Origin of the sequence: Kitasatospora sp. NBC_00315 (assembly GCF_041435095.1) — a bacterium.
Lineage (GTDB): Bacteria > Actinomycetota > Actinomycetes > Streptomycetales > Streptomycetaceae > Kitasatospora.
Window position 1 is genome coordinate 3663096 of sequence record NZ_CP108025.1, and the last position, 21141, is coordinate 3684236.

General features: G+C 74.3%; 19 protein-coding genes. 9 read left to right on the forward strand and 10 right to left on the reverse strand.

Annotated elements, in window-relative coordinates:
• Positions 1-176: 176 nt before the first annotated feature.
• On the reverse strand, positions 177-1100 hold the full coding sequence (locus OG823_RS14775; RefSeq protein WP_371479989.1) for a DUF4231 domain-containing protein: 924 nt from the start codon (positions 1098-1100) through the stop codon (positions 177-179).
• A gap of 169 nt (positions 1101-1269) precedes the next feature.
• Positions 1270-2769, reverse strand: a complete 1500-nt coding sequence (locus OG823_RS14780; RefSeq protein ID WP_371479990.1) for an MFS transporter — start codon at positions 2767-2769, stop codon at positions 1270-1272.
• A gap of 123 nt (positions 2770-2892) precedes the next feature.
• Here OG823_RS14780 and OG823_RS14785 point away from each other — a divergent pair, with 123 nt between their 5' ends.
• Together OG823_RS14785 and OG823_RS14790 are read left to right on the forward strand one after the other, a co-directional pair.
• The gene (locus OG823_RS14785) at positions 2893-3612 is read left to right on the forward strand and encodes a TetR/AcrR family transcriptional regulator (protein ID WP_371479992.1); all 720 of its coding nucleotides are present in this window, start codon (positions 2893-2895) and stop codon (positions 3610-3612) included.
• A 254-nt stretch (positions 3613-3866) separates the two neighbouring features.
• Positions 3867-4457, forward strand: a complete 591-nt coding sequence (locus tag OG823_RS14790; protein WP_371479993.1) for a hypothetical protein — start codon at positions 3867-3869, stop codon at positions 4455-4457.
• Positions 4458-4600: 143 nt separating this feature from the next.
• Here OG823_RS14790 and OG823_RS14795 read toward each other — a convergent pair whose 3' ends face one another.
• The 4 genes from OG823_RS14795 to OG823_RS14810 all read right to left on the reverse strand — a co-directional run bounded on the left by OG823_RS14795 (position 4601) and on the right by OG823_RS14810 (position 7477).
• The gene (locus OG823_RS14795) at positions 4601-5011 is read right to left on the reverse strand and encodes a VOC family protein (RefSeq protein WP_371479994.1); all 411 of its coding nucleotides are present in this window, start codon (positions 5009-5011) and stop codon (positions 4601-4603) included.
• Positions 5012-5093: 82 nt separating this feature from the next.
• A complete protein-coding gene (locus tag OG823_RS14800; RefSeq protein WP_371479995.1) occupies positions 5094-5486 on the reverse strand; it encodes a helix-turn-helix domain-containing protein in 393 nt (130 codons plus the stop codon).
• 108 nt (positions 5487-5594) lie between these two features.
• A complete protein-coding gene (cutA, locus tag OG823_RS14805) occupies positions 5595-5918 on the reverse strand; it encodes a divalent-cation tolerance protein CutA (protein ID WP_371479996.1) in 324 nt (107 codons plus the stop codon).
• A gap of 143 nt (positions 5919-6061) precedes the next feature.
• The gene (locus tag OG823_RS14810) at positions 6062-7477 is read right to left on the reverse strand and encodes an NCS2 family permease (protein ID WP_371484484.1); all 1416 of its coding nucleotides are present in this window, start codon (positions 7475-7477) and stop codon (positions 6062-6064) included.
• A 289-nt stretch (positions 7478-7766) separates the two neighbouring features.
• Between OG823_RS14810 and OG823_RS14815 the strand changes: the two genes are divergently transcribed.
• Positions 7767-8108, forward strand: coding sequence for a DUF2530 domain-containing protein (locus tag OG823_RS14815; protein ID WP_371479997.1), 342 nt, complete (start codon positions 7767-7769; stop codon positions 8106-8108).
• A 52-nt stretch (positions 8109-8160) separates the two neighbouring features.
• Positions 8161-10749: an HAD-IC family P-type ATPase gene (locus OG823_RS14820; RefSeq protein ID WP_371479998.1), complete on the forward strand. Its 2589-nt coding sequence runs from the start codon at positions 8161-8163 to the stop codon at positions 10747-10749.
• Here the strand turns inward: OG823_RS14820 and OG823_RS14825 are convergent.
• A complete protein-coding gene (locus OG823_RS14825) occupies positions 10713-14018 on the reverse strand; it encodes a sacsin N-terminal ATP-binding-like domain-containing protein (RefSeq protein ID WP_371479999.1) in 3306 nt (1101 codons plus the stop codon). The genes OG823_RS14820 and OG823_RS14825 overlap by 37 nt on opposite strands.
• A 196-nt stretch (positions 14019-14214) precedes the next feature.
• Positions 14215-15096: a DUF3027 domain-containing protein gene (locus OG823_RS14830; protein WP_371484486.1), complete on the reverse strand. Its 882-nt coding sequence runs from the start codon at positions 15094-15096 to the stop codon at positions 14215-14217.
• 621 nt (positions 15097-15717) lie between these two features.
• Between OG823_RS14830 and OG823_RS14835 the strand changes: the two genes are divergently transcribed.
• The 4 genes from OG823_RS14835 (at position 15718) to OG823_RS14850 (ending at position 19259) form a co-directional block, all read left to right on the forward strand.
• A complete protein-coding gene (locus OG823_RS14835) occupies positions 15718-17040 on the forward strand; it encodes an MFS transporter (protein WP_371484488.1) in 1323 nt (440 codons plus the stop codon).
• Between the two features lie 83 nt (positions 17041-17123).
• Positions 17124-17648, forward strand: coding sequence for a hypothetical protein (locus OG823_RS14840; protein WP_371480000.1), 525 nt, complete (start codon positions 17124-17126; stop codon positions 17646-17648).
• 11 nt (positions 17649-17659) lie between these two features.
• A complete protein-coding gene (locus OG823_RS14845; RefSeq protein ID WP_371480001.1) occupies positions 17660-18421 on the forward strand; it encodes a futalosine hydrolase in 762 nt (253 codons plus the stop codon).
• A complete protein-coding gene (locus OG823_RS14850) occupies positions 18414-19259 on the forward strand; it encodes a 1,4-dihydroxy-6-naphthoate synthase (RefSeq protein ID WP_371480002.1) in 846 nt (281 codons plus the stop codon). Before OG823_RS14845 ends, OG823_RS14850 begins: the two co-directional genes overlap by 8 nt.
• A gap of 16 nt (positions 19260-19275) precedes the next feature.
• Here OG823_RS14850 and OG823_RS14855 read toward each other — a convergent pair whose 3' ends face one another.
• Positions 19276-19659 carry a cold-shock protein gene (locus OG823_RS14855; protein ID WP_371480003.1) on the reverse strand — a complete coding sequence of 128 codons (384 nt, stop codon included), beginning with the start codon at positions 19657-19659 and terminating at the stop codon, positions 19276-19278.
• Between the two features lie 504 nt (positions 19660-20163).
• On the opposite strand from OG823_RS14855, the gene OG823_RS14860 reads away from it, so the two are divergent.
• Positions 20164-20430, forward strand: coding sequence for a hypothetical protein (locus OG823_RS14860; RefSeq protein ID WP_371480004.1), 267 nt, complete (start codon positions 20164-20166; stop codon positions 20428-20430).
• Here the strand turns inward: OG823_RS14860 and OG823_RS14865 are convergent.
• Positions 20427-21074, reverse strand: a complete 648-nt coding sequence (locus OG823_RS14865) for an HAD family hydrolase (RefSeq protein ID WP_371480006.1) — start codon at positions 21072-21074, stop codon at positions 20427-20429. The genes OG823_RS14860 and OG823_RS14865 overlap by 4 nt on opposite strands.
• Between the last annotated feature and the right edge of the window lie 67 nt (positions 21075-21141).

Sequence of the window (21141 nt, forward strand, 5' to 3'; positions counted from 1 at the left end):
GCACGGGTCACGCCCGGGACTGGTGCCCGGGTACGACCGCACCGATCCAACCATGGGCATGCACACGTAAGGGCCGCCCGGAGTGCTCCACCGGACGACCCTCACGCACCCTGCACACCAGCGTGACCAAACGCTCGCGCCCACTGCGGAATCTCCCCGGCACCGCTACCGGCGGATCACCTCGGGAACGCCCGCCGGGCGCGCCAGGTGGTGTGCTCGCGGGAGACCGCGTCCTCCGCCTCGGCCGCCAGCGAGGCCCAGCGCTCCTCCGCGTCCGGGGTCCTCAGATCCAGGTCGGAGAGCTGGTTCCCGACGTTCTCCAGCTCACGGGCGGCCAGCTGGTACGCCGAGGCCAGCGGCCGCAGCTGCTTCAGCTGGGTCCAGGCGATCACCGAGGCGGCCGCCGCCGAACAGGCCCCGAAGGCGTGCACCGGCAGCGCGCCGACCGCCTGGGCCACCGCCGCCGCGCCGCCGACGATGATCAGCATCGCGGTCGCCAGCCCCCAGGACACCGACTGCGACTCGCAGGCCTCGGCCCGCGAGCGGTACCACGTCCGCTGGCCCTCCACCCGGGCACGCAGGTAGAGCGTGCGACGCTCGGTCAGCCCCGAGGACCGCACCCGGCGCATCTCCGACGTGATCTCGGGCAGGACGCCCGGCGGCACCACCGCCGGATCCTCGAACGCCTTCAGCACGTCGGCCACCTGCAGCAGATAGCCCCGGTCGACCTCGGCCGACTCCGCGCCGCCGCCGAACGGCCTGGCCCGCACGGTGTACTTCCATGCCAGCGTCTTGACCGACTCGGCCGCCGCCCGCGCCTCGTACCAGCGCCCCTGCGGATTGCTCTGCCGCAGGCGGTACCAGAAGTACCCCGCGGCCAGGAACGCGGCCACCGAGAACAGCGGCGTGACGTCGGCGTCCCCTCGACGGCCGGGCCCCGGCACGGTGCTGACGACCGCCGCCACCACCAGCATCAGAATCTGTCCCCGGTACCAGCGCAGCGTCTGCCGTTGCCCCTGCAGCGACGCCCGGTCCGCCGTCCGAAACGGCTCCGGCAACAGTCGTGCCTCGTCCGTCCCCGGCGGATCTTCCTGCACCATCGGCGAAGCCCCCCTCCCCCGTGTCCCGTCCAGGCAGTATGCCCACCACCAACTCGGCTACACGGAAGACGTGTTGGATATCAGCGTCGAAGCGGCGCCGCCCGAGCGCCTCCGGGCGGGCGACGACGGAGGGCCGGCGCCTGCCGGGCGCCGGCCCTCCGTACGGGGGTCAGGCAGTGAGTCCGGCCTCCTCCGCCGGCGCCGCCACGGCTTTCGCGTCGCCATCGCGCATCACCAGGGCGGCCAGCAGGGCGGCGGCGAGGACGCCGACCGCACTGACGGTGAAGGTGGTGGACATCGAGGCCGTGAAGGCCGCCCGCGCGGTGTGGACCAGGGCGGTGTCACCGTGTGCGAGGGCCAGCGCACCGCCGATCGACCGCTTCGCCTGCTCGGGAGTGCCGGCCGGCATCTCCCGGGCGAAGCCGCTCGACAGGAGCGAGCCGAGGATCGCGATGCCGAGCGCGGTGCCCGCCTGCTGGATGGTGTCGTTCAGGGCGGACCCGGCGCCCGCCTGCTCCGCCGCGATGGTGCCCATCAGCGCGCCGACCGCCGCCGGCATCGCCAGACCCGCGCCGAGGCCGAGCAGGCCGAGGGCGACCGCCGGGACGGTGAAGCCGGTGTCGGGCGAGACGGTGGTCAGCAGCACGAAGGAGGAGGCCATCACGATCATCCCGGTCAGCACCAGGAGCCGGTTGCCGGTCCTGGCCGCGAGCTTGGCCCCCGCGCCGTTGCCGACCAGCGCGGCGACGGCCAGCGGCACGAACGCGAGGCCCGCCTTGACCGGCGAGTAGCCGAGCACGAACTGCAGGTACTGGGTGAGCACCAGCAGCAGGCCGCCGTTGCCGATCTGCACGAGGGTCAGCGACAGCGAGCCGCCGCTGAAGTTGCGGTGCCTGAACAGGGCCAGCGGCGCCATCGGCGCGGGGGTGACGTTCTCCCAGACCACGAACCCGGCGAGGGCGGCGCCCGCCACGACCAGGGTGACGGCCGAGCGGCCGCCGAAGGCGCCGTGCTGCGGGATCTCGATGATCCACCAGATCAACGCGGTCATGCCGACCGCGGAGAGCACGGTGCCGAGCGGGTCGGGCTTCTGCCACGGTCCCTTCGACTCCGGCATCAGGATCAGGCCCGCCAGCACGGCCAGCACGACGACCGGGACGTTGATGAAGAAGATCGAGTGCCAGGAGAAGTGGTCGATCAGCACACCGCCGAGCACCGGGCTGCCGACCAGCCCGAGCATCGACACCGAGCCCCAGGCCGCCATCGCCCTGCCGCGCTCCGTCTCGTCGAAGACGGTGATCAGGATCGACAGCGTCGAGGGCATGATCAGCGCACCGCCGACGCCCATCGCGATCCTGGCCGCGACGACCTCGCCGGGAGTGGCGCAGAAGCTCGCCGCCAGCGACGCCGCCCCGAAGAGCAGCAGCCCGATGATCATGATCTTCCGGCGGCCGAACCGGTCGCCGAGACTGCCGGAGGCGAGCAGGAGCCCCGCGAAGACCAGGATGTAGGAGTCCAGGATCCACTGGGTGTCCTGGGCGCTCGCGCCGATGTCGGCGGTCATCGCCGGCACCGCGACGGTCAGCGCCATGCTGTCGACCACCAGGACCAGCGAGCTGAGGCACAGCACGACGAGGATCCACCAGCGGCGTGGGTTGCGGGTCTCCATGGACTTTCCTTTCGGCTTGCGTACACCGTTCCTTCGTTGCGAACACTGTACGCAGCGCGGAACGGTGTACGCAAGACCTCTTCTTGTACGCTGGAGCGAACGCTGTACGCACGAAGGAGCGCCATGGCCGCCAGGACGACCCCGATTCCGTCCGTATGGGCCCGACAGCAGCGCGAGGCGGACCAACCAGCGCTCAGCAGGGCCGCGATCGTCCGCGAGGCGGTCGTGATGCTGGACGCCGACGGCATCGAGGCGCTCAGCATGCGCAAGCTCGGGGCCCGGCTGAACGCGGGTGCGACCTCCCTCTACCGGCATGTCGCGACCAAGGACGAGCTGATGGAACTCGCGGTGGACGAGGTGTTCGGCGAGATCACCCCTCCGCCCACCGCCTGCCCCGAGTGGCGCGACGCCGCGACCGAGGCCGCCCGGTCGTTCCGTACGACGGCCCTGCGCCATCCGTGGCTGGCCTCGGTGCTCGGGCAGGCCGGCCTCGCCTACCTGGGCCCGAACCTGATGTCCTACTCCGAGCGGCTGGCCGGGCTGTTCGCGGCCATCGGCTTCCCCGAGCCGAGCCGCGCGATCGACACCGTGCTGTCCTACGTGATCGGCATGAGCACCACGGAGGCGGCCTGGCTGACGACGGTCGCCCGCTCCGGCGAGAGCGAGGTCGGCTTCATCGCCCGCCTGATGCCCGCCGCCCAGCAGGCCGCGTCCGGCCACGAGCACCTGACCTCCACACAGGGCGCGACCGTGATCCTCGACCCGGCCGCGATCCGCGACGCCAAGTTCGACTACGGGCTGGAGGTCGTCCTCGACGGCCTGGAGATGCGGCTCAAGCCCTGACCCCCGGGCCCCCGCCCCCGATCACCCGATCCCCTGGGGGCGGGACGCCGGGCGTCCGGCGTCAAGGAAACCTTGACACCGGCGCGACGTCAAGGTTTCCTTGACAGCATGCCGACCCCGACATCACCGGCGCCCGGCCGGAGCGCCCCTGCGGCCGCCGCCCTCGCGTCCCTTCTCCCGCTCGGCCGCGGCCTGCCCGCCCTGCCGGCCACCCGCGAACCGCTGCGGCGCACGCACCGGCCGGGCGGCCCGCGATGACCGACGACGCCCTGCTCACTCCGCAGGAGAGCGCCCGGATCCGCGAGGGGATCGCCGGAGCCGTCCTCGGCGGGCCGGAGGGTCTGACCGATTCCCTGGAGCACGACCCGGCCGGTTACCTGCGTCTGGTGGACGCCAGCCGGGTGGGGGCGGAGGAGGCCGGACGGCTGCTGCGCGAAGCCGTCCAGGGAGCCAGGGCGGCCGGCCACAGCTGGGACACCGTGGGCCGCGTCCTCGGCGTGAGCCGCCAGGCCGCCCAGCAGCGCTTCGCCACCAGGGGCCCCGAGGCCGCCGCCTCCGACGGCCCCGACCGCCGCGTCCTGACCCCGCTCACCGCTTTCACCGAGATGGCGGCCCTCGCGGAGGCCGGCCGTGCGGGCTGGCAGCTGGTCGGCTACGGCGCGTTCTACCACGAGGTCGAGGCGTCCGAACACCCGTGGGAACACGCCCGCGTGACCCTGGCGGCCGGTGCCCGGCACCGCCGGATGGAGGCCGAGGGCTGGATCCCGGTCGGCGCGGGCTGGTTCCCCTGGCGCTACTACAAGCGCCCGCTCGACCCCACCGGAAAGACTCCGGCGGACGGCTGAGCGGGCGGCTGAGCGGGCGGCTGATCGGACGGCTGATCGGGCGGTTGATCGAACGGACGGCGCGGACGGCGCGGACGGCGCGGTGCGAGCCGGGCCCGCCCGGAGGCCACCGCCGGGCGGACGGCCCGGCGGTGGCCTCGACCTCAGCCCTTCGGCTGGGTGAAGCGCAGGCGGTTGCCGAAGGGGTCGCGAAGGCCGCAGTCGATCCCGTACGGGCGCTCGGTGGGCTCCTCGGTGAACTCGACGCCCTGCGCGAGCAGCGTCTTGTACGTCTTGTGGCAGTCGTCCGTGGTGAGGATGAGCCAGCCGCCCATGGCGCCCTTGGTCACCAGTTCACGGACCTGCTCCGCCGTCTCCTCCGACATCGCCGGAGCACCCGGCTTCTCCAGCAGGACCTGGCGCTCCGGGTGGCCGGGGACGCTGACGGCCAGCCAGCGCATGAAACCCAGGTCGACGTCGGCGGCGACCTCCAGACCGAGCTTGCCGACGTAGAAGTCGAGGGCCTCGTCCTGGTCGAGGACGTACAGCTGCGAGTGTGTGATGGCGTTGAACATGTGCACCACGCTAGTGGGCCGGCCCGGCGAAAACTTGTCCAGAACTGCTCGACTTCGGACGCCGCGAACCGTGCGGGAACGGTCAGGCGCTGGGCCGCATCCAGGCCATCGTGAAACAGGTCGGCACGCCCGCGGCGACCGCCTCCCTGCGGTAGGCCCTCGGCGTGCGGCCGACGATCTCGCGGAACGTACGGCTGAAGGTCCCCGGGCTGGCGAACCCGACCTCGAAGCAGACGTCCGTCACACTGCGGCCGCTCTCCCGCAGCAGGAACATCGCCCGCTCGACGCGGCGGCGCTGCAGGTAGCGGTGCGGCGTCTCGCCGAAGGTGGCCCGGAAGGTCCGCGCGAAGTGCGCCTGCGACACATGGGCGATCCGGGCCAGGGCCGGGACGTCCAGTGGCTGCGCGTAGTCGCGGTCCATGGCGTCCCGGGCCCGCAGCATCCGGCGGTTGCTCTCCTCCACGGCGCGGCTCACGGCGCCATCACACCACGTCCGCGCCCCCGGCCGCAGCCCCGGCCACGGCACGGCACGCACGGCACGCAACGGCACGCGCGCCCGGGGAGCACGAGCGGCCGGGCGGGCTCAGTGCGCCGTCGCGGCGTTCACCCAGTCCAGGTAGGCGGCGCTGCCCGTGACCACGGGCACCCCGACGATCTCCGGGGTGTCGTAGGTGTGGTGTTCCGCGATGAACTCGGCCAACCGGTCACCGAGCTCGGCCCGGGTCTTGAAGTCGATCCGCCACTCGGACTCCGTTCTGAGCTCGCCGTCCCACCGGTAGACCGAGCCGACCGGGTAGAGCTGGGCGCAGGCGGCCAGCCGCTCGCGCACCACGGCGGAGGCCAGCGCTTGGGCCCGGACCTCGGTGTCATGGGTGGTGGTGACCACGATGAGGGCATGGTTCGTCATGCGCGCAGCTTAGAGCGGCCGGCACGTGGTGGGCCGGCCGATCCGCCCGGAACGCCGAAGTGCCGCCGGCGGGTGCGGGACGGCCTGGGAGGTCGTCCGGCACCCGCCGGCGGCACCGGGCCGGGCGGGACGCGTGCGGGGTGTCAGAGCAGCCCGAGCGCCGGCATCAGGTAGTAGAAGGCGAAGACGGCGGCGACGACGTACATCGCCACCGGCACCGACCGGCCGCGGCCGACCGCGACCCGCAGGACGCAGAAGGTGATGAACCCGATGCCCAGGCCGTTGGTGATGGAGTACGTGAACGGCATCATCACCATGGTGAGGAACGCCGGGATGGCGATGGTGTAGTCGCTCCAGTCGATCTCGCGGATGGAGTTCGCGAGGATCAGGAAACCGACGGTGACCAGGGCCGGCGTGGCGGCCTGGGCCGGGACCATGGTGGCCAGCGGCGTGAGGAACAGCGCCACCACGAACAGCAGGCCGGTGACGATCGAGGCGAAGCCGGTGCGGGCGCCCTCGCCGACGCCGGCGGTGGACTCGACGAAGCAGGTGTTGGCGGAGGACGAGGTGGCGCCGCCGGCGGCGGTGGCGATGCCGTCGACCATCAGGATCTTGTTGATGCCCGGCAGGTCGCCGTTCTCGTCCAGCAGGTGGGCCTCGTCGGCGACGCCCAGGATGGTGCCCATCGCGTCGAAGAAGCAGCTCATCAGCACGGTGAAGACGAACAGGATGCCGGTCAGGATGCCGACCTTGTCGAAGCCGCCGAACAGGCTGACCTTGCCGAGCAGGCCGAAGTCCGGGGCGGCGACCGGGTTGCCGGGCCACGCCGGGACGGTCAGGCCCCAGTTCATCGCGGGGATGTCCGCGACCTTGTCGATCACCAGGGCGACGCCGGTCATCACGACGATGCTGATCAGGATCGCGCCGGGCACCTTGCGCACCAGCAGGACCAGGGTCAGCAGCAGGCCGAGGATGAAGACCAGGACGGGCCAGCCGTTGAGGTGCCCGTTGCTGCCGAGCTGGAGCGGAACGGTGGTGTGCGCGGCGTCCGGGATGCGGCTGACGAAGCCGGAGTCGACCAGGCCGACCAGGGCGATGAAGAGGCCGATGCCGATGGCGATGGCCTTGCGCAGGCCGAGCGGTACGGCGTTCATGACGCGTTCGCGCAGGCCGGTGGCCACCAGCAGCATGATCGCGAAGCCGGCCAGCACGACCATCCCCATCGCGTCCGGCCAGGTCATCCGGGGGGCGAGCTGCAGGGCGACGATGGTGTTGACGCCGAGGCCGGCGGCCAGGGCGATCGGGACGTTGCCGATCACACCCATCAGGAGGGTGGTGAGCGCGGCCGTCAGCGCGGTGGCGGTGACCAGCTGCTTGCCGTCCAGGTGCGCGCCGTTCATGTCGACGGCACTGGAGAGGATGATCGGGTTCAGGACGAGGATGTACGCCATCGTGAAGAAGGTGGCGACACCGCCGCGGATCTCGCGGGGCAGGCTGGAGCCGCGCTCGGAGATCTTGAAGAAGCGGTCGAGGGCGCCGTTGGGGGTCTTCGGCGTCATCGGGGAAGGCTCGGGCGACTCGGTGGTCGGCTGGGCCACTGACATGCGTGCATCCTCGGGTGGGGGCGGAGGAGAGGGTTGTCCACCCGAGCGACGACGGCCGGGCGTTCCGGCCGGGCCGGGAAGGTCAAGGCGACGCGCCGGGGCCAACCGGAACCTCAAGTATGAGTTCCTTGGTCGTGCACGCGCTATCTTCGCGCGTAGAACGGTCGAGTCGCACCCGTATTCGATCATCATTCGCCGTGTGGGCACTGCACACCACCCCTGTCCCGGCCGTACCCTAGGCCCCATGCCGAAGACCCCGCTGCGCCCCTCGCCCCCACCCCTGGAGGCCAACGACGTCGCCATCGTCGGCGGCGGGACGGTGCTGTGGTTCGTCGCCTTCCTGGCCCTGCTCCCCTTCCACGGCGCCATGGCCCGCCACGGCCGCGGCGACTGGCAGTGGATCTGCCTCGCCGGCGCCGGCCTGGGGCTGATCGGCCTCTGGTACTGCCGGGCCCGGCGCGACGCCATCGCCCGGGATCGCGCGGCGTCCGCGGCGGGCGGCGGAGCCGGCGCCGAGGACGGCGCGGACGGCGGCACCTCCCCCGGCGACGGGGCCGACGGGGCCTCCGCCACCCGGTCGGACTGAATCAGACTTTACCGGCACGCATCGGACATAACGCGCCCGTAGAGTCGGTCGCATGACGCACCCCGCGCACGAGCCGGCCGACTCCGGGAGCAGTGACGGCGCGGCGTCCGCACCGGGGGCCCACCCGCTGGGCCTTCTCCCCGGCAGGCGCGGCGGCCTCACTTCGGCCGAGGTCGCCGAACGCGTCGGGCGCGGTGAGGTCAACGACGTACCGGTACGCTCCAGCCGCTCGGTCCGGGAGATCGTCCGGGCGAACGTCTTCACCCGGTTCAACGCGATCATCGGCGTCATGTTCGGCATCATCCTGGTGGTCGGGCCGATCCAGGACGGCCTGTTCGGCCTGGTGATCGTCGCCAACACGGCGATCGGCGTCATCCAGGAGATGCGCGCCAAGCAGACCCTGGACGGCCTGGCCCTGATCGGCGAGAGCCGACCGCAGGTCCGCCGGGACGGCAGGGTCGAACAGGTCGCCGTCGCCGCGATCGTGCTGGACGACACCGTGCTGCTCGGGATCGGCGACAAGGTGATCGTCGACGGCGAGGTCACCGAGGCGGACGGCCTGGAGATCGACGAGTCGCTGCTCACCGGCGAGCCCGACCCCGTCCTCAAACAGCCCGGCGACCAGGTGATGTCCGGCAGCTTCGTGGTGGCCGGCGCGGGCGCGTTCACCGCCACCAAGGTGGGCCGCGAGGCATACGCCGCCCAGCTGGCCGAGGAGGCCAGCCGCTTCACCCTGGTCAGCTCGGAGCTGCGCAGCGGCATCGACAGCATCCTGAAGTTCATCACCTGGCTGCTGGTCCCCACCGCGATCGGCCTGATCATCAGCCAGCTGGCGGTCGAGGGCAGCGACTGGCGGGAGGCCGTGCGGCGGATGGTCGCGGGCATCGTCCCGATGGTGCCCGAGGGGCTGGTCCTGCTGACCTCGGTCGCCTTCGCGATCGGCGTGGTGCGCCTGGGCCGCAAGCAGTGCCTGGTGCAGGAGCTGCCCGCGATCGAGGGACTGGCCCGGGTGGACACCGTCTGCCTGGACAAGACCGGCACCCTCACCGAGGGCGGCATGGACGTGGTCGAGCTGCGCCCGCTGGCCGACCCGGACGGCCCAGGCCCGGCCGACCCGGACGGCCCAGGCCCGGCCGACCCGGACGGCTCGGGTCCGGACGCCCCCGGCGGGCCGGCCGGGGAGGAGCGGCTGCGCACGGTCCTCGGCGTGCTGGCCGGCGCCGACGCTCGGCCCAACCCCAGCATGCAGGCCATCATCGACGCCTACGGGAGACCCGCCGCCCCGGACGGCGAGTGGCGGGTGATCGAGGCGATGCCGTTCTCCTCCGCCCGCAAGTGGAGCGGTGCGCAGTTGCTGGAACCGCAGGGCGCCGAGGCCGGCTGGCTGCTCGGCGCACCCGACGTCCTGCTCCCCGCGGGGCACCCGGCCCTCGCCGAGGTGGACGAGCTGGGCGCCAGGGGCCTGCGGGTGCTGCTGCTCGGCCGCACCCCGACCCCGCTGGACGCGCCCGACCCGGCGGCCGGGCTGCGGCCGCTCGCGCTGGTGGTGCTCCAGCAGCGGCTGCGCGAGGACGCCGCCGACACGCTGCGCTACTTCGAGAGCCAGCAGGTCCGCGCGAAGGTGATCTCCGGTGACAGCGCGGTCTCGGTCGGGGCGGTCGCCGCCCATCTGGGCCTGCCCGGCGCCGAGCACCCGCTGGACGCGCGGACGCTCCCCACCGGCCCCGAGGAGCTCGCCGACACCGCCGACCGGACCTCCGTCTTCGGCCGGGTCACCCCGCAGCAGAAGCGCGAGCTGGTCGGCGCCCTGCAGTCGCGCGGGCACACCGTGGCGATGACCGGGGACGGCGTCAACGACGTGCTCGCGCTCAAGGACGCCGACATCGGCGTGGCGATGGGCTCCGGCAGCGAGGCGACCCGGGCGGTCGCCCAGATCGTGCTGCTCGACGACAGCTTCGCCACCCTGCCGTCGGTGGTCGCCGAGGGCCGCCGGGTGATCGGCAACATCGAGCGGGTGGCGACCCTCTTCCTGGTGAAGACGGTCTACTCGGTACTGCTGGCGATCCTGGTGATCTGCACGCACTCGCCGTACCCGTTCCTGCCCCGGCACTCCACCGTGCTCTCCACCCTGACCATCGGCGTGCCGGCCTTCTTCCTGGCCCTGGCCCCCAACAACGAGCGGGCCCGGACGGGCTTCGTGCGGCGGGTGCTGCGGCTGGCCGTCCCCGCCGGGGTGATCGCCGGTACGGCCACCTTCACCGCGTACGCGCTGGCGCGGGCCAACCACACCACGACGCTGGAGGCCGACACCAGTGTCGCCACCCTGACGCTGTTCCTGGTCGCGATCTGGGTGCTGGCGATCGTCGCCCGGCCGTACAACTGGTGGCGGCTGCTGCTGATCGCGGCGATGTGCGGAGCGTTCGCCCTGGTCCTGCTGGTGCCGTGGCTGTCGGACTTCTTCCAGCTGTCCCTGGCCGGCACCCGGGATCCGTGGATCGGCGTCGGCATCGCGCTGGTGTCCGGCCTGGTGCTGGAGGTGGTGTGGCGGTACGTCAGGCGCACACTGGACGCCCCCGACGTACCGCCCTCCTCCGCGCGCGGCGGTCAGCCCTCGAAGTCCCGGGCGGCGGAGAGCTCGTAGGCGCGGTCCGGCTCGGCGAGCGCGGCCAGCACCTCGAAGCGCCGGTGCCACTGGCCGACCGACCAGGCGAGCCCGGCGGCCAGCCCCTCCGGGGTGGCGGCGTGCAGCAGACCGGGGACGGGCGGCACGTCGAACTCGTCGTCCTCGTCGGCCTCCTCCGCCGTCTCGGGGGCGTACGGGGCCTCGGGGGTCTCGGCGCCGGTGTCCCAGCGCCAGTCGACCGCGGCCTCCTCGCCGTCCGGGCCGACCACCAGCAGCTCGTCGTGCTCCTCGTAGGCGACCGGGCAGCCGGGCAGCAGCTCCCGCACCACGGCCGGGACCCGGTGCAGGGCGCCCTCGGACAGCACCCGGCCGCCCGCCACCTCACTGGCCAGCGAGACGTGCAGCCGCTCGGCGAGCGCGCCGGCCAGCGCCGGGGCGACCGGCAGCAGCGGGTAGGAGTGCAACAGCTGGACCAGGTCGGGCGCGTCGGCGACGACCGCCTCGGTGGCGTCCACCAGCACGGTGTGCGCCGCCCGGCGGCCGGTCCCGGCGTCCAGCGGGGGCAGCGCCCGGACGGTGTCCAGCGGCTCCACCCGCTCGACGGGGACGAGAGCCAGCGCACTGTGGATGCCGTGCAGTTGGCGGTGGCCGACGATCGAGGCCGGATCGGTGAGGCGGTCCAGCAGCTCGTCCGGCCCGTGCGGCTCGGCGAGCAGTGCGGCCAGCGTGGTGCGTACGCCGAGCGCGTGCAGGAACTGCTCGTCCAGGGTGGTCCTGGCCTCGTCGTAGAGCCCGCGCAGCAGCGGGTCCGCGCCGGCCGCGCGCAGGCCGGCCGGCTCGCGGCCGTCCAGCACCGGGTGGTCGCGCAGCCACCAGGCGGTGTAGGGCGGCAGATCGACGTACCCGCCCTCGGGCAGCAGGGTGCGGACGGGGTTGACCACCGCCTCCCGGTACGGCGGGCGGGCCAGCACGGCCAGTGCCTGCGGCCAGGCGTCGTCGTGGACCAGATCGAGGTCGCGTACGGCGAGCAGTTCGGCGGCCACCGGGGGGACGCCCAACTCGCCGTCGTCGTCGGCGTGCAGGGCTTCGAGCGCGTCCTCGCACCACTCGGCCAGGCCGTCCGGCGCCTCGTCGATCAGACCGCTCGGCGCACCGCCGGCCGCGCGGGCGGGTGCGGTGGTCGGGTCGAGCCGCTCCAGGTCGTCCGGGTCGAGCGGGACGTCCTCGGCCCGGACGAGTACGAAGGTGCTGAGCACGCCGACGGCGGCCAGCACCTCGGGGCCCCAGCGCTCCAGCAGGTCCTCGTCCGGGTAGCCGGAGTCCTCCTCGCGGGCCAGCACGGCCAGCGGGCTGTCGGGCAGGATCAGCTCGCCCGCCCGGGTGGCCTCGCCCTCGTCGTCCAGCAGAGCCAGCCGGGCCAGCCAGGGATGCTCGCCGGGGGCCGGCTCGGCGGCCTTGACCAGCGCGAGAACGGAGTCGGCGAGGTCGACGGCGGCGTCCAGGTCGTCCTCGGCGAGGTCGTAGGAGCGCGCGACGGCCGCCCGCACCTCGGGGGTGTCCAGCACCCCGGCGGGGGTCGCGGTGGCGGCGCCCAGCTTGGCCAGCAGCGGGTGCGCCGCCTCGGGGTGGGCCAGGCGCAGGCCGAGCAGGGCGAGCGCGCCGGCCAGCGAGTCCGGATAGCCGGGGTAGGCGGCCCAGTCGGCGTCGGCCGAGGGCAGCAGGACCCGGCGCGGGCCGGTGACGGTGCGGCCGTCGGCCAGCGGGACGGGCAGCGCGCCGAGCGCCTCCGGGTCGGCGCCCGCCAGCGCCCCGTACAGGTTGCGCCACCAGGCCGGCTCACGGTCCAGGCCGCCGAGCTGGTCGACCACCTCGGCGAGCGGGACCCGGCGCACGTTCAGCACCCGCAGCTCGCTGCGGCGCTCCAGCCCGGCCGGGAGCAGCCCGGGGAAGATCGGGGCGAGCGCCTCGACCACCGAGGTGTCCGCGCCCTCCAGCAGCGTCGCGTCCCGGGGCCGCAGGGCCGGGGTGCCCTCCTCGACCGGGGCCGGGTGCGGCAGGAACGGGATGCCGGGCAGCCGGCTCAGCACGGCGTCGCGCACCGCGTTGTCGAGCGCACCCTGACCGAGCCGGCCGGGGACGAGGCCGAGCGAGCCGAGGTCGCCGCCGCGGGCGCGCAGCAGGTCGGCGTAGGTGTCGGCGGCCCGCTCGGTCAGGAAGTCGGTGAGCGGGCCGGGCGCGACGTGCCGGCGGGTCGGGTCCAGCGGGTAGGAGGCGATCAGCAGGGCGGGCACGCCGAGCGGCTCGTCGCTGGGCGTCGGGGCGTGCACCACGGGGGTGGTGCGCGGCGGCCGCGGGGTGCCGTCCGCGCCGACCGGGACGGCCCAGGTGACCGTCCAGTACGGGCGGGCGCGCTCCTCGGTGGGGCGGTCGGCGAGCAGGGCGGCGTCGAGCGTGCCGGAGGCGCCGGCCAGCTGCCAGACGGTGCTGTCGCTCCGCTCGCCCTCGGTGTCGGTCAGCGTGACCACGGTGATCCCGTCGGGCCGCTGCTCGCCGGCCGAGCGGGTCAGGGTGCGCAGGCCGTCCTCGGTCTCGACCACGATCTCGGCCAGACCGGGCAGGGTGAGCAGCAGCGCGTCGTCGATCTCGGTCAGCAGGCGCCGGGCCAGGTCCTCGGCGGCGGCGTCGCGCAGGGGGAGGACGACGACCGTGTCGTAGCCCTCCGGTGCCTCGCCCTCGGCGGCGAACGGCAGGCGCAGCAGCGGCACATGGCCGTCGCGGCGGCGCAGCTCCTCGGCCAGCGAGGGCTCCGTCCCGGCCAGCGCGTGCGCCTCGGCCAGGGACCAGCGCACGCCGCCCGCGCCGCCGAGCACGGCCGGTTCGTCGGTGACGGCGAGGACGGCGGCGAAGCCGACTCCGAAGCGGCCGACGGTCGGGGCGTCGTCCGCGCGCTTGGAGGAGGCGCGCAGGGTGGAGAGCGACTCCACGGCGGCCGCGTCCGGCGGTGCGCCGGTGTTGGCGGCGGCGAGGACGCCGCCCTGCAGGGTCAGCCGGAGCCGGCCGGGCCCGGAGCCGGCCCGGGCGGCGGCGTCGGCGGCGTTCTGCGCCAGTTCCACGACGAGGCGGTCCCGGTAGCCGCCGAGGGCCAGTTCCTCCTCGGCGTTGGCGTCCTCCCGGAACCGCGCCGGGGAGGCGGACCACGCGTCGAGCACGCGCCGGCGCAGCGCCGTGGTGCCGAACGGGTCCGCGGCGTGCTCGTCCGTACCGCTGCCGATGATGCGAGCCTCCACTGGACCTGCCGCCTTCCGCCGCCCTGTACCGCCTACGGGGGCATTCTTCCCTGCGCGGCGGCCGCCGCCGACCAGCGGGGCGCCGGACGGCGCCGTGCACGGACGCCGAGAGCCCCGGCCGGCGTACGCGCGGCGGGGCTCTCGGCGGGCCGGGGCACCGACGGGGTGTCACCCCGGCGGTGCGGCGGGCGGTGCGTCAGGCGTGGCCGAGTTCCTCGGCGGGGGCGTCGGGCTCGACCGAGCCGCTGGAGCGGTCCGGGTGGAGCTGGAGCGGCTCGATGACCAGTTCGTCGAGGATCAGCTCGGAGGGGGCCGGCGGCGCCGGGATGACGGCGGCCTCGGAGTGGCCGCCGCAGCCGTACGCGAAGGAGACGATCTGGCCGTCGGCCGGGCCGAACTCGTTGCCGCAGACGCCGAACGCCTGGCCCAGCGAGCCGCCGATCGGGATCAGGAACCCGCAGCTGTTGCAGCAGGCGGGGGCGGCCTGGGCCATCGGGGTCTGCGGGCCGTGCGCCTGCTCCCAGCGGTCGGCGGCCAGGTGCAGCCCCAGTCGGGAGAGCACCCGGGGGCGGCCCAGGCCCAGCTCCTCGGCGATCGCGCCGATCCGGGCCCGGGCGGGCGCGGGCTGGATCGCCGGGTCGGTGATCTCCAGGTCCTCCTCGGCCTCCAGCGCGGCGACGGAGTTCGGGGCGGGCTCGTCCTCGCCGGTCCAGCCCGGCTCCAGGCGCAGGTCGTCGGCGTCGGTGGGCAGCAGGTCGCCGGGGCCCATGTCGCCGGGGCGCAGCCGCTCGCTCCACGGCACCCACTGCGGGGCCAGGACGGCGTCGGCGCCGGGCAGCAGGACGACCTCGTCCAGGGTCACGTTCTTGGCGCGCGGGGCGCGGGCGACGGTGACGGCCCAGTGCCAGCCGCGGTAGGCGGCGTCCAGGCACTCGAACGTGTGGGTGACGACCCGCTCGGCGTCCGCCTGGGCGCCGATGTGCGCTCCCACTGCCTCGGGTCCGACCGCCTCGGCCGCTGCCTGCCGGGCGAGCTCGACGGCCTCGGCACAGAGCCGATCGGGGGTACGGCTTCGCATCGCAGCACTCACGGCGTCGATTCTCTCCCAGTTCTTCTGTTGCCTACGGCATCTTGCCTGTTTTCGTCGCGGCTCGGTCTCTCGTCCATTCTGCGCGACCGCAGGCCCCTCTGGTTACCGACCGCGCCGCTCACCCCGCCCGGTTCCCCCCACGGCGGCCCCCGTCGTCCGTGTGTGAGGCCGGACGGTGACGCACAGGGCAGGCTACCCGTCGGTCAGCCTCCTGGGACAGTCCGGGGCCCGAGCCGAGACGGTCCACGGGCGCGCGGGCCGCGCCGAGCCGCGCCCAATCCTGGGTTCCGACCGGGATTCTCGGGCAGGATGGGCTGTGTGGCGGAAGAGAACCCGTCGCAGCACGCACTGCACGCCCCGCAGGCCGGCAGCCCCGACGAGCCGGGCGCCGTGCCGCGACAGCATCCCTCGGTCCTCCCTGCGGACGGCGACGAGCCGCAGCCGGTGGACGGCTCCCCGACGCCCGCGCCCGGCGGCGCCACCGGGGCGGAGGAGGACGCCGGGGCCGGGCCCGGGTCCGACGCCTGGGCGGAGGAGGAGGGTGAACTCCCCGGCTCGCGCAACTTTCTGATCCGCGGCGCCTCCGCGGCCGGCCTGCGGACCGGTCGCGTGGTGCACGGCACCGGACGGCGGATCCGCAAGGCGACCTCGGCCGAGGGCGCCGGCGAGTCCGGGCTCGCCAAACTGATCGAACTGCACGCGCTGAACTCGTTCGGCGACATGCTGATCACCATCGCGCTGGCGTCGACCATCTTCTTCTCGGTGCCGACCGGCGAGGCCCGTGGCCGGGTCGCGCTCTACCTGCTGATCACGATGGCGCCGTTCGCCCTGCTGGCCCCGGTGATCGGCCCGCTGCTGGACCGCCTGCCGCACGGCCGCCGGGCCGCGATGGCGACCTCGATGCTGGCCCGCGCCGTCCTGGCCTGGACGATGGCCGGCACGGTGGTCGGCGGCGGTATCGCGCTCTACCCGGAGGCGCTCGGCGTGCTGGTCGCCTCCAAGGCCTACGGGGTGGTGCGCAGCGTCGTGGTGCCCCGGCTGCTGCCGAGCCGGCTCTCCCTGGTGAAGGCGAACTCCCGGGTGACCCTCGCCGGGCTGCTGGCCACCTTCGTCGCCGCGCCGATCGGCGCGGGGCTGCACCTGATCGGCCCCGGCTGGCCGCTGCGCGGCGCCTTCCTGGTGTTCGTGATCGGCACCCTGATGGCCTTCCACCTGCCGCACAAGGTGGACTCGGCCAAGGGCGAGCAGCGGGCCGTGCTGCACGCGGACGACCAGCACGAGCACCTCCTGCACCACCACCAGCAGCAGCCGCAGAAGGCGCAGCCCCCCAAGGCGACCCTGCGCACCGTCGGCCCGTCGGTGATCCTCGCCCTGCGCGGGGTGGCCGGCCTGCGCGGGCTGGTGGGATTCCTGGTGATGTTCCTGGCCTTCCTGCTCCGCGAGGACCCGATCGGCGGTCTGGATCCGACCGTCGCGCTGGGGCTGGTGGCGGTGGCGGCGGGCACCGGCAACGCGCTCGGCTCGGTGTTCGGCTCGCTGCTGCGCACCCGCGGTTCGGAGGCGACGGTCACCGCGATGCTGATGCTGGCCGCGGCCGCCACCGCGGCGGCCGCGCTCTGGTACGGGGTGGTCACCGTGGTGGTGGTCGCGGCCTGCTCGGGGCTGGCCGCCTCGCTGGGCAAGCTGGCGCTGGACGCGCTGATCCAGCGGGACGTCCCGGAGGCCGTTCGGACCTCCGCGTTCGCCCGTTCGGAGACCCTGCTCCAGCTCTGCTGGGTGGCGGGCGGCGCCCTGGGCATCACCCTTCCCCTGGAGGGCGCGCTGGGGCTCTCGGTCGCGGCGGGTGTGATGGGCCTGCTGCTGCTCTGGACGCTGCGGGCGCTGTTCAGGATCGGACTGCGCGGGCGGCCGGCGACGGCCAAGGTGGCGTGAGGCGGCGGGCGGTGCGTCGAGGCCAACACGCGGCGACCGACCCCGGCGTAGCGTGATCGGCAAAGCCCGGTAGCCTCTGTGCCATGAGCCTCAGCACCCGTGTCATCGCCGCCGTCGGCGCCGTCGTCGTGATCGGCGCCGGCACGGTCGGCGGTTCCATCGCGTACGCCTCCGGCAAGGACCAGCCGAGCGACCGTCGCGCCACCGTGACGGTCGGCCGTTCCTCGCACGAGATCAGCGCCCCGTTCTGCGGCGGCACCGGCACCGCCCTCACCGACGAGGAGCAGGCGAAGTGCCAGGCCGACGCCAAGCAGGCGCTGGCCGACGGCCGGATCCCGGGCTCCGACGTGGTCGTCAGTGACCGGATCGGCGTCGGCGTGACGCCGAAGGTCGCCGACAAGGGCTGGTTCGCCTTCACCAACGGCGGCAGCCAGGGCCAGTTCAGCCTGGCGGCGGCCAACAAGGGTGCGACCTTCTCGGGCATGGTCCCCGCGTCCACCGCGCTGCTGTCCACCGGCAAGACCCTGGTCACCGTGGTCGAGGCCGACCCGACCAGCCAGGCCATCTACTCCGTCTGGTACTACCAGCTGACGACCAAGGACGCCTGACGGCCGCGCCAGTGACCGTACGCGTGACCGGCGACGAGCAGCCGGGCCTCCCGGAGGCCAGGCTGCTCGTCGTCGTCGCCGTGCCGGCCGAGGCCGAGGCGGTGCTGCGCGGTGTCGGCCCGGCCGAGCGGCTGGCGCTGCCCGGCGGGACGCTGCACCGCGGCCGGGCGGCCGATGTGCTGGCCGCGGGGGTCGGGCCCGCCGCGGCCGCCGCCGCCACCGCCACCGCCCTCGCGCTGCACCGCTACCGGCTGGTCGTCTCGGCCGGGATCGGCGGCGGGTTCGCCCCGCACGCGCCGGTCGGCTCGGTGGTGCTCGCCGACGCGATCGTCGCCGCCGACCTGGGCGCCGACACCCCCGAGGGCTTCGCCGACGTCACCGAGCTGGGCTTCGGCACCGTCAGGCACACCCCGCCCCCGGCTGCCGTCCGGCTGCTCGCCGACGCCCTGGCCGACGCCGCGCTGCCGTGCGCCACCGGCGCCGTGCTCACCGTCTCCACCGTCACCGGCAGCGCCGCCCGCGCCACCGCGCTGGCGGCCCGGCACCCGCGGGCGGTGGCCGAGGCGATGGAGGGGTTCGGGGTGGCCGAGGCCGCCGCCCGGCACGGCCTTCCGACGCTGGAGATCCGCGCGGTGTCCAACCCGGTGGGTCCGCGCGACCGCTCGGCCTGGCGGATCGGCGAGGCGCTGGCCGCCCTGGAGCGGGTTTTCGCCGCGCTGCCGTACCCGCGGCTGCTCACGACCGTCATGCCCAAGGAGAGCCCCCGTGGCTGAGCCCCTGCACGTCGCCTACTCGCCGTGCCCCAACGACACCTTCGTCTTCCACGCCTGGGCGCACGGCCTGGTGCCCGGCGCGGACGCGCCCGAGGTCACCTTCGCGGACATCGACGTCACCAACTCGATGGCCGAGCGCGGGGAGCTCGACGTCCTGAAGATCAGCTACGGCGCGCTGCCCTGGGTGCTGGAGGAGTACGCGCTGCTGCCCTGCGGCGGCGCCCTCGGCCGGGGGTGCGGCCCGCTGGTGCTGACCCGTCCGGGTGACTCGGGGGATCTGGGCGGCCGCCGCGTCGCGGTGCCCTCCGAGCGCTCCACCGCGTACCTGCTGTTCCGGCTCTGGGCCGCGAAGGCGGTGCCCGGCGGTCTGGGCGAGATCGTCGTGCTGCCGTTCCACGAGATCATGCCCGCCGTCCGGGACGGCCGGGTCGACGCCGGTCTGGTGATCCACGAGGCCCGCTTCACCTACCGGGAGTACGGCCTGGAGAAGCTCGCCGACATGGGCGAGGCGTGGGAGCTGGAGACCGGTCTGCCGATCCCGCTGGGCGCGATCGTCGCCCGCCGCTCGCTCGGTGCGGAGCGGCTGCACGAGATCAGCGAGACGATCCGGGCCTCCGTCCGGCAGGCCTGGGAGGATCCGGCGGCCAGCCGTCCGTACGTGCTCGCTCACTCGCAGGAGATGGACCCGGCCGTCGCGGACCAGCACATCGGGCTGTACGTCAACGAGTTCACCGCCGACCTCGGCGAGGCCGGCTACGCGGCCGTCCGCGGCCTGCTCACCCGGGCCGCCGCCGAGGGGCTGGTGCCCCCGCTCGGCCCGGGTGCGCTGGAGATCTGAGGCGCCGGGGCCCGGGTCAGACGTCGAACTGGTCGGCCACCGCGCGCAGCAGTGAGGCCAGCTTCTGTCCGGTCGGCTTCGCCGGGTAGCGGCCGTGCTGGAGGCCGGGGAGCACCGCGTCCAGCGTGGTGATGAGGTCCTGGACGATCGGGGCCATGTCGTCGGCGCTCTTGCGCTGGGCGGCGGCCACCGAGGGCAGCGCGTCCAGCAGCGTCACGGACATCGCCGAGTCGCCCCGGTGACCGGCGACCACGCCGAACTCCACCCGCTGGCCCGGCTTGAGCACGCTGACACCGTCGGGCAGCGCCTTGGTGTGGACGAAGACCTCACCGCCGTCGTCGCGCGACAGGAAGCCGTAGCCCTTCGTCTCGTTGAACCACTTGACCTGGCCGGTGGGCATCTCGAACAGTCCTCGGTGTGGGTGTGGGGGACTCCGGGCCGTGCCGGAGTCGCCGGGGTGGATGTGCTCTGGTGAAGGTCTGCGGCCGCCCGGCGGGCCGGGCGCCCGCGGGCTCCGGTCCGCGCCGCGCGGAGATCCGCGGTCGGCGCCCTGCCGGGAGCAGACTAACGTTCCGTCACGGCCCGTCGCCGATGAGGTGCGAAAGGCCCCGGCGCGGATCTGGCGGACGGGGCCGGACCGGGCCTGGCACGGCCGGGTCGCGACAGGGCGTTGTCCACCGGCTCACACCCCCGATCGGAGAGCGGGGTGCACCTGCCGCACCCCGTGCACAGCCTGCATACCCCCGCCCAGCAGCCATCGAAACTCCCAGCGCCCGTGAAACTGCGCAACGTGACGAGGCTCGCCACCGGGCGGCGCCACGGCGCCGGTCGGGCCTCTGCGAGACTGGGGGCCGACCGCGGACCCCAGCCGGAGGAGCCCGCCGCCCCGCCCGAGGAGCACCGAGTGAGCAGCCAGAGCACCGACCGCGGCGACGGCTACGTCCGGGCCGGCGCGATCGTCTTCGCCGTGGGCGCGGTGGCCACCCTGGTGACCTTCGTCCCGCTGTTCTTCCACCTCACGCCGCTGCCGACGGCGGCGTACTGGCTGAGCATGCTGATGCCGCTGGGCTTCCTGATCTCGCTGGTCGGGCTGCTCCTCTCGGCCCGCGCCCAGCGCCGCCGCGCGGCCGCCGCCGACGAGGCCCGGACCACCGCCCGGACCACCGCCTAGACCTCGGCGGGGGCCAGGTGCCCGGCGAGCCAGGCGGGGAACTCCGTCAGGTCCGCCAGCACCACGTCCGCGCCGGCCGCCAGCAGCTCGTCCGCGCCGTAGGGCCCGGTGGCCACCCCCACCGCGACCGCCCCGGCCCGGCGCGCTCCCCGGATGTCGCCCAGGTGGTCACCGACGTACACGCCGGCGCCGTGCTCGCGCAGGGCGTCGCCCTTGCCTTCCGCCCACAGGTCGCCGACCAGGACGTCGGCGTGCAGGCCCGCGTGCTCCAGGTGCAGCAGCGCGTTCGGCTCGTACTTGCCGGTGATCACCGCCACCCGCCCGCCCGCGGCGCGGACGGCCTCGACGGCGGCGTGGGCGCCGGGCAGGGCCACGGTCGGCGCGAGCGCCAGCTCCCGGTAGAGCGCCCGGTAGCGGGCGGCGACCTCCGGCAGCCGATCGGCGGCGAACCAGTTGCGGAGCTCGTCGAGCAGCGGCGGGCCGAGGCGGGTGACGACCAGGTCGCTGTCGATGTAGGTGCCGGTCTCGGCGGAGAGCGCCAGATACGTGGCCCTGATGCCCGGCCGGGTGTCCAGCAGGGTCATGTCGAGGTCGAAGCCGACCGTGAACGGGGCGGCCGGCACGGCAGCGGGAGTCGAAGGCATGGGGCCAGGCTATGCGAAGCGGTCGAACGGCCGGTTCGCCCGCGATCCACCCCGGCCCGGGCCGAGA

What these genes read in the sequence shown, in the direction of transcription:
- OG823_RS14775 (WP_371479989.1), bottom strand. Translation starts at nt 1,100, where the DNA reads ATGGTGCAGGAAGATCCGCCGGGGACGGACGAGGCACGACTGTTGCCG.
- OG823_RS14780 (WP_371479990.1), bottom strand. Translation starts at nt 2,769, where the DNA reads ATGGAGACCCGCAACCCACGCCGCTGGTGGATCCTCGTCGTGCTGTGC.
- OG823_RS14785 (WP_371479992.1), top strand. Translation starts at nt 2,893, where the DNA reads ATGGCCGCCAGGACGACCCCGATTCCGTCCGTATGGGCCCGACAGCAG.
- OG823_RS14790 (WP_371479993.1), top strand. Translation starts at nt 3,867, where the DNA reads ATGACCGACGACGCCCTGCTCACTCCGCAGGAGAGCGCCCGGATCCGC.
- OG823_RS14795 (WP_371479994.1), bottom strand. Translation starts at nt 5,011, where the DNA reads ATGTTCAACGCCATCACACACTCGCAGCTGTACGTCCTCGACCAGGAC.
- cutA (WP_371479996.1), bottom strand. Translation starts at nt 5,918, where the DNA reads ATGACGAACCATGCCCTCATCGTGGTCACCACCACCCATGACACCGAG.
- OG823_RS14810 (WP_371484484.1), bottom strand. Translation starts at nt 7,477, where the DNA reads ATGACGCCGAAGACCCCCAACGGCGCCCTCGACCGCTTCTTCAAGATC.
- OG823_RS14815 (WP_371479997.1), top strand. Translation starts at nt 7,767, where the DNA reads ATGCCGAAGACCCCGCTGCGCCCCTCGCCCCCACCCCTGGAGGCCAAC.
- OG823_RS14820 (WP_371479998.1), top strand. Translation starts at nt 8,161, where the DNA reads ATGACGCACCCCGCGCACGAGCCGGCCGACTCCGGGAGCAGTGACGGC.
- OG823_RS14830 (WP_371484486.1), bottom strand. Translation starts at nt 15,096, where the DNA reads ATGCGAAGCCGTACCCCCGATCGGCTCTGTGCCGAGGCCGTCGAGCTC.
- OG823_RS14840 (WP_371480000.1), top strand. Translation starts at nt 17,124, where the DNA reads ATGAGCCTCAGCACCCGTGTCATCGCCGCCGTCGGCGCCGTCGTCGTG.
- OG823_RS14855 (WP_371480003.1), bottom strand. Translation starts at nt 19,659, where the DNA reads ATGCCCACCGGCCAGGTCAAGTGGTTCAACGAGACGAAGGGCTACGGC.
- OG823_RS14865 (WP_371480006.1), bottom strand. Translation starts at nt 21,074, where the DNA reads ATGCCTTCGACTCCCGCTGCCGTGCCGGCCGCCCCGTTCACGGTCGGC.